This is a genomic window from Pseudomonas alkylphenolica (assembly GCF_016009175.1).
In the GTDB taxonomy this organism is placed as follows: Bacteria; Pseudomonadota; Gammaproteobacteria; order Pseudomonadales; family Pseudomonadaceae; genus Aquipseudomonas; species Aquipseudomonas alkylphenolica_B.
In genome coordinates, this window is the sequence record NZ_JADUCM010000009.1 from 138,320 (window position 1) to 153,934 (window position 15,615).

16 protein-coding genes and 1 tRNA gene are annotated in these 15,615 nt (G+C 62.2%); 7 read left to right on the forward strand and 10 right to left on the reverse strand.

Annotation, left to right across the window (positions count from 1 at the left end; genetic code table 11):
- Positions 1-40: 40 nt before the first annotated feature.
- Positions 41-748 carry an arginyltransferase gene (locus tag I5S59_RS11115; RefSeq protein ID WP_128324659.1) on the reverse strand — a complete coding sequence of 236 codons (708 nt, stop codon included), beginning with the start codon at positions 746-748 and terminating at the stop codon, positions 41-43.
- A gap of 57 nt (positions 749-805) precedes the next feature.
- The gene (gene aat, locus I5S59_RS11120; protein WP_197876637.1) at positions 806-1,486 is read right to left on the reverse strand and encodes a leucyl/phenylalanyl-tRNA--protein transferase; all 681 of its coding nucleotides are present in this window, start codon (positions 1,484-1,486) and stop codon (positions 806-808) included.
- Positions 1,487-1,755: 269 nt separating this feature from the next.
- Between aat and ftsK the strand changes: the two genes are divergently transcribed.
- The 6 genes from ftsK (at position 1,756) to cysG (ending at position 9,280) form a co-directional block, all read left to right on the forward strand.
- Positions 1,756-4,191, forward strand: coding sequence for a DNA translocase FtsK (ftsK, locus tag I5S59_RS11125; protein ID WP_420066452.1), 2,436 nt, complete (start codon positions 1,756-1,758; stop codon positions 4,189-4,191).
- 63 nt (positions 4,192-4,254) lie between these two features.
- Positions 4,255-4,878, forward strand: coding sequence for an outer membrane lipoprotein chaperone LolA (gene lolA, locus I5S59_RS11130; protein ID WP_197876639.1), 624 nt, complete (start codon positions 4,255-4,257; stop codon positions 4,876-4,878).
- Positions 4,879-4,896: 18 nt separating this feature from the next.
- Positions 4,897-6,222 (forward strand): replication-associated recombination protein A, encoded by a 1,326-nt coding sequence (locus tag I5S59_RS11135; RefSeq protein ID WP_128324664.1) that lies wholly within the window; start codon positions 4,897-4,899, stop codon positions 6,220-6,222.
- A complete protein-coding gene (gene crcB, locus I5S59_RS11140; RefSeq protein WP_038612780.1) occupies positions 6,219-6,593 on the forward strand; it encodes a fluoride efflux transporter CrcB in 375 nt (124 codons plus the stop codon). Before I5S59_RS11135 ends, crcB begins: the two co-directional genes overlap by 4 nt.
- Before the next feature lie 17 nt (positions 6,594-6,610).
- Positions 6,611-7,891, forward strand: coding sequence for a serine--tRNA ligase (serS, locus tag I5S59_RS11145; RefSeq protein ID WP_128324665.1), 1,281 nt, complete (start codon positions 6,611-6,613; stop codon positions 7,889-7,891).
- Complete coding sequence (gene cysG / locus I5S59_RS11150; protein WP_197876640.1) at positions 7,892-9,280, forward strand: siroheme synthase CysG; 1,389 nt, start codon at positions 7,892-7,894, stop codon at positions 9,278-9,280. It abuts the gene before it with no gap.
- Between the two features lie 75 nt (positions 9,281-9,355).
- Here the strand turns inward: cysG and I5S59_RS11155 are convergent, their stop codons facing one another.
- From I5S59_RS11155 to I5S59_RS11190, 8 genes are all read right to left on the reverse strand, one after another.
- Positions 9,356-10,324, reverse strand: coding sequence for a glutathione S-transferase family protein (locus tag I5S59_RS11155; RefSeq protein WP_197876641.1), 969 nt, complete (start codon positions 10,322-10,324; stop codon positions 9,356-9,358).
- 110 nt (positions 10,325-10,434) lie between these two features.
- The gene (locus I5S59_RS11160) at positions 10,435-11,430 is read right to left on the reverse strand and encodes a glycosyl transferase family protein (protein WP_197876642.1); all 996 of its coding nucleotides are present in this window, start codon (positions 11,428-11,430) and stop codon (positions 10,435-10,437) included.
- Positions 11,427-11,762: a TusE/DsrC/DsvC family sulfur relay protein gene (locus tag I5S59_RS11165; protein WP_197876643.1), complete on the reverse strand. Its 336-nt coding sequence runs from the start codon at positions 11,760-11,762 to the stop codon at positions 11,427-11,429. The genes I5S59_RS11160 and I5S59_RS11165 overlap by 4 nt, the downstream gene beginning before the upstream one ends.
- Complete coding sequence (gene tusB, locus I5S59_RS11170) at positions 11,759-12,058, reverse strand: sulfurtransferase complex subunit TusB (protein ID WP_197876644.1); 300 nt, start codon at positions 12,056-12,058, stop codon at positions 11,759-11,761. Before tusB ends, I5S59_RS11165 begins: the two co-directional genes overlap by 4 nt.
- Positions 12,058-12,417 carry a sulfurtransferase complex subunit TusC gene (gene tusC, locus I5S59_RS11175; protein ID WP_197876645.1) on the reverse strand — a complete coding sequence of 120 codons (360 nt, stop codon included), beginning with the start codon at positions 12,415-12,417 and terminating at the stop codon, positions 12,058-12,060. Before tusC ends, tusB begins: the two co-directional genes overlap by 1 nt.
- Before the next feature lies 1 nt (position 12,418).
- Entirely contained in the window at positions 12,419-12,811 is a 393-nt protein-coding gene (gene tusD / locus I5S59_RS11180) for a sulfurtransferase complex subunit TusD (protein ID WP_197876646.1), read from the reverse strand.
- Between the two features lie 140 nt (positions 12,812-12,951).
- Entirely contained in the window at positions 12,952-14,328 is a 1,377-nt protein-coding gene (locus tag I5S59_RS11185) for a nucleobase:cation symporter-2 family protein (RefSeq protein ID WP_197876647.1), read from the reverse strand.
- A 208-nt stretch (positions 14,329-14,536) separates the two neighbouring features.
- Complete coding sequence (locus I5S59_RS11190) at positions 14,537-15,208, reverse strand: Bax inhibitor-1/YccA family protein (protein ID WP_107025601.1); 672 nt, start codon at positions 15,206-15,208, stop codon at positions 14,537-14,539.
- 121 nt (positions 15,209-15,329) lie between these two features.
- Here I5S59_RS11190 and I5S59_RS11195 point away from each other — a divergent pair.
- Positions 15,330-15,417: transfer RNA gene (locus I5S59_RS11195), tRNA-Ser, on the forward strand.
- Positions 15,418-15,615 lie beyond the last annotated feature (198 nt).

The window sequence follows — 15,615 nt, forward strand, 5'->3', positions numbered from 1 at the left end:
CGTGCATTGTGCCCGAAAAATGGGCTTTAAGCCAATGATTTCAATTGAGTGTTACCCAGCGCTGATTGATCAGGAGCTCGATCGGGCGGTACTGGGTCTTGTAGTTCATTTTTTTGCAGTTTTTGATCCAGTAGCCGAGATATACCGCGTCCAGCCCCTGGCGCAGGGCTTCGGTGATCTGCCAGAGGATGGCAAAACGCCCCAGGCTGCGCCGCTCTTCGTCGGGATCGTAGAACGTATAAACCGCCGAAAGGCCATTGGGCAGCAGGTCGGTGACCGCCACGGCGACCAGGCGCTCGCCCAGGCGGAACTCATAGAAGCGTGAAAACGGCAGGTCGCGCACCAGGAAGGTGGCGAACTGGTCGCGGCTCGGGGGGTACATGTCGCCATCGGCGTGGCGCTGCTCGATGTAGCGCCGGTACAGGTCGAAGTATTCTTCCTTGAAGCTCGGGCGCGCAGCGCTGACTGTAAGGTCGGCATTGCGTTTGAGAATGCGTTTTTGCTGGCGGTTGGGTAGAAAGCGCGCAGCCGGTATCCGCGCCGGCACGCAGGCATTGCAGTTCTGGCAGTGCGGGCGATACAGGTGGTCACCGCTACGCCGAAAACCCATCTCCGACAGGTCTGCATAGACATTCACATCCATCGGCTGGCTCGGGTCGAGAAACAGCGTGGTGGCCTGTTCGTCTGGCAGGTAGCTGCAGGAATGGGGTTGAGTGGCATAAAACTTCAACCGCGCCAACTCTGTCATGATCAACCCCTCGGGAGGTGCTTTAGATTTAAGTGTAAGCCAGCTGGAAAAACTCGCCTAGCAAACCCAGGTGGCGCTATTGGGTTGATCCAGGTAACGCTGCAGATAATCGGCAAAGGTGGCCCGGGCAATCGCCCGGGCCCCGAGGCTGTGCAGGTGATCGGTCGGCATCTGGCAGTCGATCAGCACGAACCCGGCCTGCTGCAGGTGCTCCACCAGCGCCACAAAGCCGACCTTGGAGGCATTGTCGGCGCGGCTGAACATGGATTCGCCGAAAAACAACCGGCCCATGGCCAGCCCGTAGAGGCCGCCGACCAGCTCGCCGTTCTGGCGCACCTCGACTGAATGGGCAAAGCCCTGCTGGTGCAGCTTGAGGTAGGCGGCCTGCATGCTGTCGGTGATCCAGGTGCCGTCGGCGTAGTCACGGGGTGCGGCGCAGGCCTGAATCACGGCAGCAAAGTCCTGGTCGAAGCTGACCTGGTAATGGCCCTGGCGGATGAATTTGCGCAGCGAGCGCGACACATGCAGCTCATCGGGAAACAGCACGGTGCGCGGATCGGGCGACCACCAGAGGATCGGCTGGCCGTCCTGGTACCAGGGGAAGCAGCCGTGTCGGTAGGCCTGCACCAGGCGCTCTGCGCTCAGGTCGCCGCCTGCGGCAAGCAGGCCGTTGGGGTCGCGCATGGCTTTGTCCAGCGCAGGGAACGTCAGGGAGTCGCGGCTCAACCAGGTCAGCATCGTCATTCTGTGATGGAGAAGGGCAGGGCACCCAGCATCGCTCCATTCCAGAGCCTTAGCAACTTGCTTGGGGCTTTGTTGTCACACTTGCGTAAAAACCCCGCATAAGCCTTTGTCACAAAAGAGAATGCGTGCTCAAATTGCGATATAGGAAATTGGCCCCCGTTTACGCGTGTTTCTGGCGTGCCGCCATGGCGGTAGGCGGGCAGTAATGTTAAAAGTAATGGTTTGTTGACCGTTCAAATCAGGTCAATCACTGTTGGACGCGCATTGAGCGCAGGAATAGACGCGTTTTGAAGAAATCCACCGCAACACCGAATCCCTTGCCTGTGCCGCTGTGGCGCCAGCAGCTGCATTATCGCCTCAAGGAAGGCGCGCTGATCGCCATGGGGGCGCTGTGCCTGTACTTGTGGATGGCCCTGCTGACCTATGACCAGGCCGACCCGGGTTTCAGCCACACCAGCAACGTCGAGCAGGTGCAGAATGCGGCCGGGCGTGCCGGTGCCTATTTCGCCGATGTGCTGTTCATGGTGCTGGGCTACTTCGCCTACATCTTCCCGCTGTTGCTGGCGATCAAGACCTGGCAGATCTTCCGCGAGCGTCACCAGCCGTGGCAGTGGAGCGGCTGGTTGTTCTCCTGGCGCCTGATCGGCCTGGTGTTTCTGGTGCTATCCGGCGCCGCACTGGCCCATATCCATTTCCATTCAGCCTCCAGCCTGCCGGCGTCGGCGGGTGGTGCGCTGGGCGAAAGCCTGGGTGACCTGGCCAAGAACGCGCTGAACGTGCAGGGCAGCACCCTGATGTTCATTGCCCTGTTCCTGTTCGGCCTGACGGTGTTTACCGACCTGTCGTGGTTCAAGGTCATGGATGTGACGGGCAAGATCACCCTCGACCTGTTCGAGCTGTTCCAGGGCGCGGCCAATCGCTGGTGGGCGGCACGCAACGAGCGCAAGCGCCTGGTGGCGCAACTTCGCGAGGTCGATGACCAGGTCCAGGAGGTCGTCGCACCGGTGGTGTCCGACCGCCGTGAACAGGCCAAGGCCAAGGAGCGCATCATCGAGCGTGACCAGGCCCTGACCAAGCATGTGGCCGAGCGTGCGCAGCAGCCCGCACCGGTGATCATGCCGGCCCCGGCCAAAGCGCCAGAGCCGAGCAAACGCGTGCAGAAGGAAAAGCAGGCACCGCTGTTTGTCGACAGCGCCATCGAAGGCACCTTGCCGCCAATCTCGATCCTCGATCCTGCCGAGAAAAAGCAGGTCAATTACTCGCCCGAGTCGCTGGCCGGTGTCGGTCACCTGCTGGAAATCAAGCTCAAGGAGTTCGGTGTTGAAGTCTCGGTAGACTCCATCCACCCGGGCCCGGTGATTACCCGTTACGAAATCCAGCCGGCCGCAGGCGTCAAGGTCAGCCGTATCGCCAACCTGGCCAAAGACCTTGCCCGTTCCCTGGCAGTGACCAGCGTGCGTGTGGTTGAAGTGATTCCCGGCAAGACCACCGTCGGTATCGAGATTCCCAACGAAGACCGGCAGATCGTGCGCTTCTCCGAAGTGCTGTCGTCGCCGCAATACGACGAAGCCAAGTCGCCGGTCACCATGGCCCTGGGTCACGACATCGGCGGCAAGCCGGTGATCACCGACCTGGCGAAGATGCCGCACTTGCTGGTAGCCGGTACCACCGGTTCCGGTAAGTCGGTGGGCGTTAACGCCATGATCCTCTCGATCCTGTTCAAGTCGGGCCCGGAAGACGCCAAACTGATCATGATCGACCCGAAAATGCTTGAACTGTCGATCTACGAAGGCATTCCGCACCTGCTTTGCCCGGTGGTCACCGACATGAAGGACGCCGCCAACGCCCTGCGCTGGAGCGTGGCCGAGATGGAGCGGCGCTACAAGCTGATGGCGGCCATGGGCGTACGTAACCTGGCGGGCTTCAACCGCAAGGTCAAAGACGCCGAAGAAGCGGGCGAGCCGATCTACGACCCGATGTTCAAGCGCGAAAGCATGGACGACGTGCCGCCGCTGCTGAAAACCCTGCCGACCATCGTGGTGGTGGTCGACGAATTCGCCGACATGATGATGATCGTCGGCAAGAAGGTCGAAGAGCTGATCGCCCGTATCGCCCAGAAGGCCCGTGCCGCCGGTATCCACCTGATTCTTGCCACCCAGCGGCCTTCGGTGGACGTCATCACCGGCCTGATCAAGGCCAACATCCCCACCCGGATGGCCTTCCAGGTATCGAGCAAGATCGACTCGCGGACCATCATCGACCAGGGCGGCGCCGAACAGTTGCTCGGCCACGGTGACATGCTCTACATGCCGCCAGGTACCAGCCTGCCGATTCGTGTCCACGGTGCCTTCGTTTCCGATGACGAGGTTCACCGTGTGGTCGAGGCGTGGAAGCACCGTGGCGCGCCGGACTACAACGACGACATCCTCAACGGCGTCGAAGAAGCCGGTAGCGGCTTTGAAGGCGGTGGCGGCGGTGGTGACGGCGATGATGCCGAAACCGACGCGCTGTACGATGAAGCCGTACAATTCGTTCTGGAAAGCCGTCGTGCTTCCATCTCTGCCGTGCAGCGCAAGCTGAAAATCGGCTACAACCGCGCCGCGCGGATGATCGAGGCGATGGAAATGGCCGGTGTGGTCACCGCCATGAACACCAACGGCGCGCGCGAAGTGATTGCCCCCGGGCCGCCCCGCGACTGATGAACCCCCCAGCCTGGGGCCCCTGACGGCCACTGGCCCATTCATACTGCAACGAGGATTGCCATGCGCCTGATTCGCATGATGTTGGTTTCCGCTTTGGCCCTGTCCAGCGCGTCGGTATTCGCCGGTGAGCAGGATGTGGCGCGCCTGACCCAGTTGCTGGAAAAGTCCCGGACCATCGAAGCCCGCTTCTCGCAGCTGACCCTGGACGCCAGCGGCACCAGCCTGCAGGAAACCGCAGGGCAGATGTCGGTACAGCGCCCGGGCCTGTTCTACTGGCACACCGATGCGCCGCAGGAGCAGATCGTGGTGTCGGATGGTGCGAAGGTCACCTTGTGGGATCCGGACCTGGAACAGGCGACCATCAAGAAGCTCGACCAGCGCCTGACCGAAACCCCGGCACTGCTGCTGTCCGGTGACGTATCGAAGATCAGCCAGAGCTTCGACATCACCTCCAAGGAGCAGGGCGATGTCATGGACTTCACCCTCAAGCCGAAAACCAAAGACACGCTGTTCGACTCGTTGCGTCTATCGTTCCGTAAAGGTCTGGTCAATGACATGCAACTGATCGATAGCGTCGGTCAGCGTACTAACATTCTGTTCACCGGGGTGAAAGCCAACGAGGCCATTCCGGCGAGCAAATTCAAGTTTGATATCCCCAAAGGCGCGGATGTCATTTCCGAGTAAGAGGTTGTAACGCCGTCCATGGACCTGTTTCGTAGTGACCCCGTAGCCCAGCCCCTGGCCGCGCGTCTGCGCCCGGCCAACCTGGACGAGTACGTTGGCCAGGAGCACCTGCTGGCCCGCGGCAAGCCGCTGCGCGAGGCACTGGAAGCGGGCGCACTGCACTCGATGATCTTCTGGGGCCCGCCCGGGGTTGGCAAGACCACCCTGGCGCGGCTGCTGGCGCAGTTCTGTGACGCCCACTTCGAGACCGTTTCGGCGGTGCTGGCCGGGGTCAAGGAAATCCGCCACGCGGTGGAGATCGCCAAGCAGCAGGCCGGTCAATACGGGCGGCGCACCATCCTGTTCGTCGACGAAGTGCACCGCTTCAACAAGTCGCAACAGGACGCCTTCCTGCCGTACGTCGAGGACGGCACGCTGATCTTCATCGGTGCCACCACTGAAAACCCCTCGTTCGAGCTGAACAACGCGCTGCTGTCGCGGGCGCGGGTGTATGTGCTGAAAAGCCTCGACGAAGCGGCGCTGCGCAAGCTGGTCAACCGCGCCCTCACCGAAGAGCGCGGCCTGGGCAAGCGTCAGCTGCGCGTCGGCGACGAAGCCTTCCAGATGCTCATGGCCGCTGCCGATGGCGATGGCCGGCGCATGCTCAACTTCCTTGAAAACGCCTCGGACCTGGCTGAAGACGGCGGCGAAATCGCGGTCGAGCTGCTGCAGAGCCTGCTCGGAGACAGCCGTCGCCGCTTCGACAAGGGCGGTGAAGCCTTCTACGACCAGATCTCGGCACTGCACAAGTCGGTGCGCGGTTCAAACCCCGACGGTGCGCTGTACTGGTTTGCGCGCATGCTCGACGGCGGCTGCGATCCGTTGTACATCGCCCGGCGCGTAGTGCGCATGGCCAGCGAAGATATCGGCAACGCCGACCCGCGCGCCCTCAGCCTGTGCCTGGCGGCGTGGGATGTGCAGGAGCGCCTGGGTAGCCCCGAAGGCGAGCTGGCGGTGGCCCAGGCCATTACCTACCTGGCCTGTGCGCCGAAAAGCAACGCCGTGTACATGGGCTTCAAGACCGCCCTGCGCGAAGCCGGCGAGCACGGTTCGCTGGAAGTCCCGCTGCATCTGCGCAATGCCCCGACCAAGCTGATGAAGCAACTGGGGTATGGCGACGAATACCGCTACGCTCATGATGAGCCGGATGCCTACGCGGCCGGCGAAGATTACTTCCCCGACAACCTTGAACCGCGCCACTACTATCAACCGGTGCCGCGCGGCCTGGAGTTGAAGATCGGCGAGAAGCTCAAACACCTGGCCGAACTTGACCGCAACAGCCCGCGGCAACGGAGAAAACCATGATTGCCGTAATCGCTGCCGTCAGCGCGGGAGGCATTGCCGGCACCTTGTTGCGTTTTGCCACCGCCAATTGGGTCAACGCCCACTGGCCACGCCACTTCTATCTCGGTACGCTGGCGGTCAATCTGATTGGCTGCCTGCTGATCGGCCTGCTCTACGGGTTGTTTCTGCATCGCCCGCTGGTGCCGGTCGAGCTGCGCGCGGGCCTGATCGTCGGGTTTCTCGGCGGTCTGACGACATTTTCATCCTTTTCACTGGATACCGTGCGCCTGCTCGAAAGCGGGCAGGCGCCGCTGGCGTTCGGCTATGCCGGCATCAGCGTATTTGGCGGGCTGCTCGCGACCTGGGCTGGCCTGTCTTTGACCAAATTCTGAACCAACGAGAGAACGACATGCTCGATTCCAAACTGTTACGCGGCCAACTTCAGGAAGTGGCGGACCGCCTGGCCTCCCGTGGCTTCAGCCTGGATGTCGCGCGCATCGAGGCACTGGAAGAACGCCGCAAGGTGGTGCAGACCCGTACCGAACAACTACAGGCCGAGCGTAATGCCCGTTCCAAGTCCATTGGCCAGGCCAAGGCCCGCGGCGAAGACATTGCGCCGCTGATGGCCGACGTCGAGCGCATGGCCAACGAACTGGCCAGCGGTAAAGTCGAGCTGGACGGCATTCAGGCCGAGCTGGATTCGATCCTGCTGGGCATCCCGAACCTTCCGGACGAAAGCGTACCGGTCGGTGCCGACGAAGATCACAACGTTGAAGTCCGTCGTTGGGGCACCCCACGCAGCTTCGACTTTGAAATCAAGGACCACGTTGCCCTGGGCGAAATCAGCGGTGGCCTGGATTTCGAAACCGCTGCCAAGCTGTCGGGTGCCCGTTTCGCCCTGCTGCGCGGCCCGATCGCACGCCTGCACCGCGCCCTGGCGCAGTTCATGATCAACCTGCACACCAGCGAGCACGGTTACGAAGAAGCCTACACGCCGTACCTGGTTCAGGCGCCGGCGCTGCAAGGCACCGGCCAGTTGCCCAAGTTCGAGGAAGACCTGTTCAAGATCAGCCGCGAAGGCGAAGCCGACTTCTACCTGATCCCGACTGCCGAAGTGTCGCTGACCAACATCGTTGCCGGCGAGATCCTCGATGCCAAGCAGCTGCCGATCAAGTTCGTTGCCCACACCCCGTGCTTCCGCAGTGAAGCCGGTGCGTCGGGCCGTGACACTCGCGGCATGATCCGTCAGCACCAGTTCGACAAGGTCGAAATGGTCCAGATCGTCGAGCCGGGCAAGTCCATGGAAGCCCTGGAAGGCCTGACTGCCAACGCCGAGCGCGTGCTGCAGGCACTGGAGCTGCCGTACCGCGTACTGGCCCTGTGCACCGGCGACATGGGCTTCAGCGCGGTCAAAACCTACGACCTGGAAGTCTGGGTACCGAGCCAGGACAAGTACCGCGAGATTTCCTCGTGCTCCAACTGCGGTGATTTCCAGGCCCGTCGCATGCAGGCGCGCTGGCGCAACCCGGAAACCGGCAAGCCGGAGCTGGTCCACACCCTAAACGGTTCGGGCCTGGCAGTCGGGCGTACGCTGGTAGCGGTGCTGGAAAACTACCAGCAGGCCGACGGCTCGATCCGTGTACCGGAGGTGCTCAAGCCGTACATGGGTGGCCTGGAGGTCATCGCTTAAATGGAGTTTCTGCCGCTGTTCCACAAACTGCGCGGCAGCCGTGTGCTGGTCGTCGGTGGAGGCGAAATTGCCTTGCGCAAATCGCGTCTGCTGGCCGATGCCGGCGCGGTGCTGCGGGTGGTCGCGCCCGAAATTGAAGCGCAACTGGCCGAGTTGGTCCGGCACAGCGGTGGTGAAATGCTCAGCCGTGGTTATCAGCCGGGCGACCTTGACGGTTGCCAGCTGATCATTGCAGCAACCGATGACCAGGCGCTCAACGCCCAGGTCTCGGCGGATGCTCACCAGCGCTGCGTGCCGGTCAATGTGGTGGATGCGCCGGCGCTGTGCTCGGTGATCTTCCCGGCCATTGTCGACCGTTCACCCTTGGTGGTGGCTGTGTCCAGCGGCGGCGATGCGCCGGTGTTGGCGCGGCTGATCCGGGCCAAGCTGGAAACCTGGATTCCGGCAGCCTACGGCGAACTGGCCGGGCTTGGCGCGCGCTTTCGCGACAAGGTCAAGGCACTCTATCCGGACGTCAATCAGCGTCGTGGCTTCTGGGAGGATGTGTTCCAGGGTCCGATCGCCGAGCGGCAACTGGCCGGGCAGGGTGCTGAAGCCGAGCGTTTGCTGCAGGCCAAGATCGACGGTGCGACCCATCAGGCGCCCGGTGAGGTGTACCTGGTGGGTGCAGGCCCCGGTGATCCGGACCTGCTGACCTTCCGCGCCCTGCGCTTGATGCAGCAGGCCGATGTGGTGCTGTACGACCGTCTGGTGGCCCCGGCCATCATCGAGTTGTGCCGCCGTGATGCCGAGCGCATCTACGTCGGCAAGCGCCGCGCCGACCATGCCGTGCCGCAGGACCAGATCAACCAGCTGCTGGTGGACCTGGCGCGTCAGGGCAAGCGGGTGTTGCGCCTCAAGGGCGGTGATCCGTTCATCTTCGGCCGTGGTGGCGAAGAGATCGAAGAACTGGCCGAGCAGGGCATTCCGTTTCAGGTGGTGCCGGGTATCACGGCTGCCAGTGGCTGCTCGGCGTATGCCGGGATTCCGCTGACCCACCGTGATTACGCCCAGTCAGTGCGCTTTGTCACCGGTCACCTCAAGGACGGCACCAGTAACCTGCCGTGGAACGACCTGGTCGCTCCAGCGCAGACTCTGGTGTTCTACATGGGCCTGGTCGGCTTGCCGACCATCTGTGCCGAGCTGATTCGCCACGGTCGTGCTGCTGACACGCCAGCGGCGCTGGTTCAGCAGGGCACCACGCCGAACCAGCGGGTGTTCACCGGTACGCTGGCTGACCTGCCTACCTTGGTGGCTGAGCATGAGGTCCATGCACCGACGTTGGTAATCGTCGGCGAAGTGGTCCAGCTGCGTGACAAGCTGGCCTGGTTCGAAGGCTCTCAAGGCTGAAATGCATCACCGGCGAGCCATCTCCTGCGAATTGTAGGAGCCGGCTTGCCGGCGATGATGCCAGCAAATACACCCTCAAACCCCAGCCTTGCTCCAGATCCCTTTCCCCGCCAGCCTTTCCCGATCATGTACCCGGGTAAAGTCCTGCAACGGCCCTTTGGGCACAATCCCGTTCGGGTTGATGGTCTTGTGGCTCATGTAATAGTGCTTCTGGATGTGCTCGAAGTTCACCGTTTCGGCCACCCCCGGCCACTGGTACAGCTCCCGTAGCCAGTTCGACAGGTTTTGATAATCGGCCAGGCGCCGCAGGTTGCACTTGAAGTGCCCGTGGTACACCGCGTCGAAACGAATCAGCGTGGTGAACAGTCGCCAGTCAGCCTCGGTCAGGTATTCACCGGCCAGGTAGCGGTGCGCGCCCAGATGCTGCTCCAGGCAGTCCAGTTCGGCAAACACCTCATCAAACGCCTGCTCGTACGCCTGTTGCGAGGTGGCAAAGCCTGCGCGGTACACGCCGTTGTTGATGGCCGGGTAGATCCGCTCGTTGAGCGCATCAATCTTGGCCTGCAGGGGCTCCGGATAGAGGTCCAGGCGGTTGCCGGTCAAGTCATCGAAGGCATGGTTGAAGATGCGGATGATCTCAGCCGACTCGTTGTTGACGATGCGCTGTTCCTGCTTGTCCCACAGCACCGGCACGGTGACCCGGCCGCTGTAGTGCGGGTCGTCACGGGTGTAGCGCTGATGGAGGAAGTCCAGGTGCTCGACCTTGTCGCCGGTGGAGCCCAGGTGGGTGTCGAAGGTCCAGCCGTTTTCGCCCATCAGCCAGCTGACCACCGAGACATCAATCAGGCTTTCCAGCCCTTTGAGCTTGCGAAAGATCAGGGTGCGGTGGGCCCAGGGGCAGGCCAGGGACACATAGAGGTGGTAGCGCCCGGCTTCGGCTGCGGGCAATTGATTGCGTCGCTGCGCATTTTCGCGCTGGAACGCACCGTCTTTGCTGCTTTCATACCACTGGTCATGCCAGCGTCCGTCGATCAACAGGCCCATGGTGAGCTCCTTGGCGATTCGTTCGAATATAGAACCTAGTCTACGGCGTCAGGTTCGAACGAATAGCGCAAAGTCTGCGCCTGTATGATCGACTTTATTGATGCATTGCCTTAACGCGTGCGGCTATCCCAGTAGGCTTGCGCTTGAGCAAAGGCGTCATCGCGAGCCTGACCCAGGCCACGCAAGGCCAGGGCCATGGTCGCCACCACAGCGAGTTCGCCGTAGCTGTCGCGTGCGTCGCCGCGCCACACCGTCAACAGGTGCTCGGGTTCAAGGCTTGCCGGTTTGACATGGCGCTGAGCGGCCAGGGCCGGCCATTCTTCGTCCCAGTCGATGCCGTGGGCGGTGCCGTACAGATGGCTGCTGGTGTCCGGGTTGATCTCGATCTCGCCACCGTCGCCCTTGACCACAATGGCGGTATCGCCGAGCAGGCGGCTGGCTTCGCGGTGCACGGCCTGGTAGCCCGGGTGGAAGATGCTCTGCAGGCCGCAGCGGGCGCCCAGCGGGTTGAGCACGCGGGCCAGCGAGTGGATCGGTGAGCGCAGGCCCAGGGTGTTGCGCAGGTCGATCATCCGCTGCAGGCGTGGTGCCCAGTCCTGCAGGGGGATGAAGGCCAGTTGCTGGCTGTCGAGTGCCCCGGCAACCGCGTTCCAGTCGCGACACAGCGGGATCTGCAGCAGCTCGAGCACCTGCTCGGTGTACAGGCGCCCGGCGGTGTGCGCGCCGCCGCCGTGCAGCAGGATGCGCACGCCGTTGGCAGCCAGGCATTTGGCCGCCAGCAGGTACCAGGGGAGGTGACGCTTCTTGCCGGCATAGCTCGGCCAGTCGATGTCGACCGCAATCGACGGCGCGTTCAGGCGCTGGCGCAGCGCCTCGGTGAAGCCGGCGAGTTCCTCCGGGCTTTCTTCCTTGTGCCGCAGCAGCATCAGGAAGGCGCCCAGCTGGGTTTCCTCGACCTTGCCGTCGAGCAGCATACCCATGGCCTCGCGGGCCTCTTCACGGCTCAAGCCGCGGGCCCCGCGCTTGCCCTTGCCAAGGATGCGCACGAACTGGGCAAAGGGGTGTTCGGCCGGGGTTTCGGTGATTAGCGGGCGAGGATCGGTCATATGCAATTGGTCGGCTTCGGCAGGCCCGCAAGCTTTGCGGCGAGTTTGGCGGGAGTGCCTTTGAACAAGCGGTTGAGGTGCATGCTGTTGCCTTTTTCCGGGCCCAGCTTGAGCGCGGTGTACTTGATCAGCGGGCGGGTGGCCGGCGACAGCTCGAACTCCTGGTAGAACGCGCGCAGCAGCGTCAGCACTTCCCAGTGTTCGGGGGTCAGTTCCAGTTCCTCGTGGGCAGCGAGGGCAGCGGCAACCTCGTCAGACCAGTCGCCGAGCTCAACCAGGTAGCCATCCTTGTCCAGGGCGATGCTGCGCTCGCCTACGGTCAGCGTATTCATAGCCAGCTGTTGACCTTGTCGTAGTCCAGCGACAGCGCGACAAAGCCCGGGTAGTCGATGGCCCGGGTGGTGTCGCCAGCGCTGATGGCGCGCGCGCTCAGGTCTTCTTCAAGGGCGAACAGGCGGCCCTGCAGGTTGCTCGCCTCCAGCCTGGCCAGTGGTTCGCTGCCGGGCTGCAGGGCATACACAGCATCGCCGCAGAGCAACAGGCCATCGTCGCTGCCCAGCAGGCGCAGGCAGCTGCTCAGGCGATTGTCGCCGAACGGCGAGTGGGAAACTACGTGCAAGGTGCTCATCAGAGGGTAATCACCTGGTCAAAACGGTCGATCAACGCGGCCAGCGCGACGTCATCCAGTGCTTGAACCGGCAGGCTCAGGGTCGCTGCGCTCAGGCCGCGTTCCTGCAGGCTGCGGCTGGCGACAAACAGCTCTTCGACGCCGAACATCGGCAAGGCCTGCAGGTTGGCGGCGAGGTTCTTTTGCTGCAGCTGGGCGGGTTGCTGGTCGGGCGCAAGCTGGAACACGCCGTCATCGAGAAACAGCATGCCCAGCGGCAGGTCAAAGGCGCCACCGGCCAGGGCAATGTCCAGCGCCTCACGGGCAGACGGGCCGGCCCAGGGGGCCTGACGGCTGATTATCAGTAAAGACTTGGCCATCTCAGTCGCCTCCAAAGCACATCAGGCGGTCTGCGCTTTGTGCGCCTTCATGCAGCTGGCCCAGGCCAGACAGCTCCCACGGCGCCGGCAGGTTGACCGCCGGGCGCTGATAGCGTTGCGCTTCTTCGGCATTGAGCACGCCACGGCGCAGGGCGGCGGCAATGCACACCACCGCATCAAGCTGGTGCTCCGTGATGAAGGAGCGCCATTGACTGGCGACATCCAGCTCATCCTGTGGCGCGACCACGTTGGCCGAGGCGCTGTGCACGCCGTCCTGATAGAAAAACAGCCGGACAATTTCGTGTCCGCCAGCCAGCGCGGCCTGGGCAAACAGCAAGGCGCGGCGCGAGGAGGGCGCGTGGGCTGGAGAAAAAACCGCGATGGCGAACTTCATGGAAGGCTCATTCAGCAAAACTGCGCCAATAATAAAGCAAAAAGCCCGCAGCAACATGCCACGGGCCCTCGATCCTGCTGCTCCCTATCTGTGGGAGTTGGCGCAGCCTGCGATTGGGCCGCAAAGCGGCCCCACCAGACTCAAGCCTTCTCTTTAGACTCCGGCAAGAACCAGTTCAGCACCAGGGCACAAATCCCCCCGGTCGCCACACCCGACTCCAGCACATTGCGCAGCGCCGACGGCATATGCGCGAGGAACTCCGGCACCTGCGCAACACCCAGCCCCAGGGCCAGCGACACCGCGATGATCAGCAGCGCGCGACGATCCAGGCTGATGCTGGCAAGAATATTGATCCCCGAAGCAGCCACTGCGCCGAACATCACCATCGCCGCACCGCCGAGCACCGGCTCAGGCACCGCCTGGATCACCCCGGCAACGCTTGGGAACAGGCCGAGAATCACCAGCATCGCGGCAATCCACACACCGATATGACGGCTGGCGATACCGGTCAGCTGAATCACCCCGTTGTTCTGGGCAAAGATCGAGCTGGGGAAGGTGTTGAACACCCCGGCCAGCAGCGAGTTGGCGCCGTTCACCAGAACACCGCCCTTGATGCGCTGCATCCACAGCGGGCCTTCGACCGGCTGGCGCGACACCTTGCTGGTAGCGGTAACGTCACCGATGGCTTCCAGCGAGGTCACCAGGTAGATCACCAGCATCGGAATGAACAGCGCCCAGGAGAAGCCCAGGCCGAAATGCAGCGGCATCGGCACCTGGAACAGCTCGGCTTCGTGCATGCCGGTGAAGTCCAGTCGGCCCAGGTAACCGGCCAGGGCGTAGCCCACAGCCAGGGCGATGACGATGGCGCAGCTGCGCATCCACACCACTGGAATACGGTTGAGCACCACGATAATGGCCAGCACCACACCCGACAGCAGCAGGTTCTCGCCGTTGGCGAAGGTGCCGTTGCTCATGGCGCCGAAACCACCGCCCATGCTGATCAGGCCGACCTTGATCAAGGTCAGGCCGATCATCAGCACCACGATACCGGTCACCAGCGGGGTAATCAGGCGCTTAACAAACGGCAAAATCCGCGAAATACCCATTTCAACGAACGAACCGGCGATCACCACGCCGAAAATCGCTGCCATCACCGCTTCAACCGGCGTGCCTTGCTTGACCATCAGCGCGCCACCGGCGATCAACGGTCCGACAAAGTTGAAACTGGTGCCCTGAACAATCAGCAGCCCGGCGCCGAACGGCCCGAAGCGGCGGCACTGAACAAAAGTGGCGATCCCGGAAATGACCAGCGACATCGACACGATCAGGTTGGTGTCACGCGGCGACACCCCCAGCGCCTGGCAGATCAATAGGCCTGGCGTCACGATCGGCACGATGATCGCCAGCAGATGCTGCAGTGCGGCCAGCATCGCGATCAGCGGCCGCGGCCGGTCTTCAAGGCCAAGAACCAGCTCATTGGCCTGCGCGGGTGCGCCAGGTTGCTCGATTGAACTCATGGGAGTGCTGCCCCGGAAGAAAAAAGGAGCGCATTCTACGGGGCAATGGCCATTAGGGGTAGCCATAGATGTCACCCCAGTAGGAGCTGGCGCAGCCTGCGATGCAAGGCAAAGCCTTGCCAACCCCTGCGCCAACCCACTTCAACAAACCCGCCCCATAAAAAAAGCCCGCCGAAGCGGGCTTTCTCACAATCAACCAACCACTGAATCAGTCATCCCGACCCATCAGGCCGAACAGCTGCAGCAGGCTGACGAACAGGTTGTAGATCGATACATACAGGCTGATGGTCGCCATGATGTAGTTACGCTCGCCACCGTGAATGATCGCGCTGGTCTGGAACAGGATGCACACCGACGAGAACAGCACGAAGCCGGCGCTGATTGCCAGTTGCAGGCCGCTGATCTGGAAGAACAGGCTGGCCAGCACCGCACCCATCAGCACGAAGAAGCCGGCGGTGATGAAGCCACCGAGGAAGCTCATGTCCTTGCGGGTGATCAGCACATAGGCCGACAGGCCGCCGAACACCAGCGCGGTCATGGCGAAGGCCGAGCTGACCACTTCAGCGCCACCGGCCATGCCCAGGTAACGGTTGAGGATAGGGCCGAGGATAAAGCCCATGAAACCGGTGAGGGCGAAGGTAGACACCAGGCCCCAGGCCGAATCACGCAGCTTGTTGGTGAGGAAGAACAGGCCATAGAAGCCGATCAGCACCACAAAGATGTTTGGGTAGCCAACACGCATTTGCTGCGCGATGAAAGCCATGACGCCACTGAAGGCGAGGGTGATGGCCAGCAGCCCGTACGTATTGCGCAGGACCCGGCTGACCTCCTGTTGCTCGACCTGCTGGCCGTGATTGACGGCGTAATCCTGTTCGCGCATGGCGACACTCCTGTGGGTTTGTTACGTTCAGATGCAAAGATCATAACAGAGCCACGCAAACCGGCTACACAGAGAGTTTGACAGCTTGTTTCATTTCGGTATTATGGCGCCCGCAATACGAGGAAGCGTGGCCGAGTGGTTTAAGGCAACGGTCTTGAAAACCGTCGATGGGCAACTATCCTAGAGTTCGAATCTCTACGCTTCCGCCACCCATATTCTGAAAAAGCCCGTCTTAGACGGGCTTTTTCGTTTTCGTAGTATATCGGTCCCCCCAACTGGTCCCCCATTTTTTGGTCGGCTTTCCTTTGTAATCTGCGGATTGTCATGGATGCCGTACTGCGGGTGCAGTACACCTAAACTCTTACTCCGACGAGTTATGGAATGGCCAGGCCGGTTCTTTCAATTCC

Coding starts and splice junctions, on each gene's coding strand:
- I5S59_RS11165 (WP_197876643.1), bottom strand. CDS start 11,762: ATGAATACGCTGACCGTAGGCGAGCGCAGCATCGCCCTGGACAAGGAT.
- lolA (WP_197876639.1), top strand. CDS start 4,255: ATGCGCCTGATTCGCATGATGTTGGTTTCCGCTTTGGCCCTGTCCAGC.
- tusB (WP_197876644.1), bottom strand. CDS start 12,058: ATGAGCACCTTGCACGTAGTTTCCCACTCGCCGTTCGGCGACAATCGC.
- crcB (WP_038612780.1), top strand. CDS start 6,219: ATGATTGCCGTAATCGCTGCCGTCAGCGCGGGAGGCATTGCCGGCACC.
- I5S59_RS11190 (WP_107025601.1), bottom strand. CDS start 15,208: ATGCGCGAACAGGATTACGCCGTCAATCACGGCCAGCAGGTCGAGCAA.
- I5S59_RS11160 (WP_197876642.1), bottom strand. CDS start 11,430: ATGACCGATCCTCGCCCGCTAATCACCGAAACCCCGGCCGAACACCCC.
- I5S59_RS11115 (WP_128324659.1), bottom strand. CDS start 748: ATGACAGAGTTGGCGCGGTTGAAGTTTTATGCCACTCAACCCCATTCC.
- cysG (WP_197876640.1), top strand. CDS start 7,892: ATGGAGTTTCTGCCGCTGTTCCACAAACTGCGCGGCAGCCGTGTGCTG.
- I5S59_RS11135 (WP_128324664.1), top strand. CDS start 4,897: ATGGACCTGTTTCGTAGTGACCCCGTAGCCCAGCCCCTGGCCGCGCGT.
- aat (WP_197876637.1), bottom strand. CDS start 1,486: ATGCTGACCTGGTTGAGCCGCGACTCCCTGACGTTCCCTGCGCTGGAC.
- tusD (WP_197876646.1), bottom strand. CDS start 12,811: ATGAAGTTCGCCATCGCGGTTTTTTCTCCAGCCCACGCGCCCTCCTCG.
- I5S59_RS11185 (WP_197876647.1), bottom strand. CDS start 14,328: ATGAGTTCAATCGAGCAACCTGGCGCACCCGCGCAGGCCAATGAGCTG.
- tusC (WP_197876645.1), bottom strand. CDS start 12,417: ATGGCCAAGTCTTTACTGATAATCAGCCGTCAGGCCCCCTGGGCCGGC.
- serS (WP_128324665.1), top strand. CDS start 6,611: ATGCTCGATTCCAAACTGTTACGCGGCCAACTTCAGGAAGTGGCGGAC.
- I5S59_RS11155 (WP_197876641.1), bottom strand. CDS start 10,324: ATGGGCCTGTTGATCGACGGACGCTGGCATGACCAGTGGTATGAAAGC.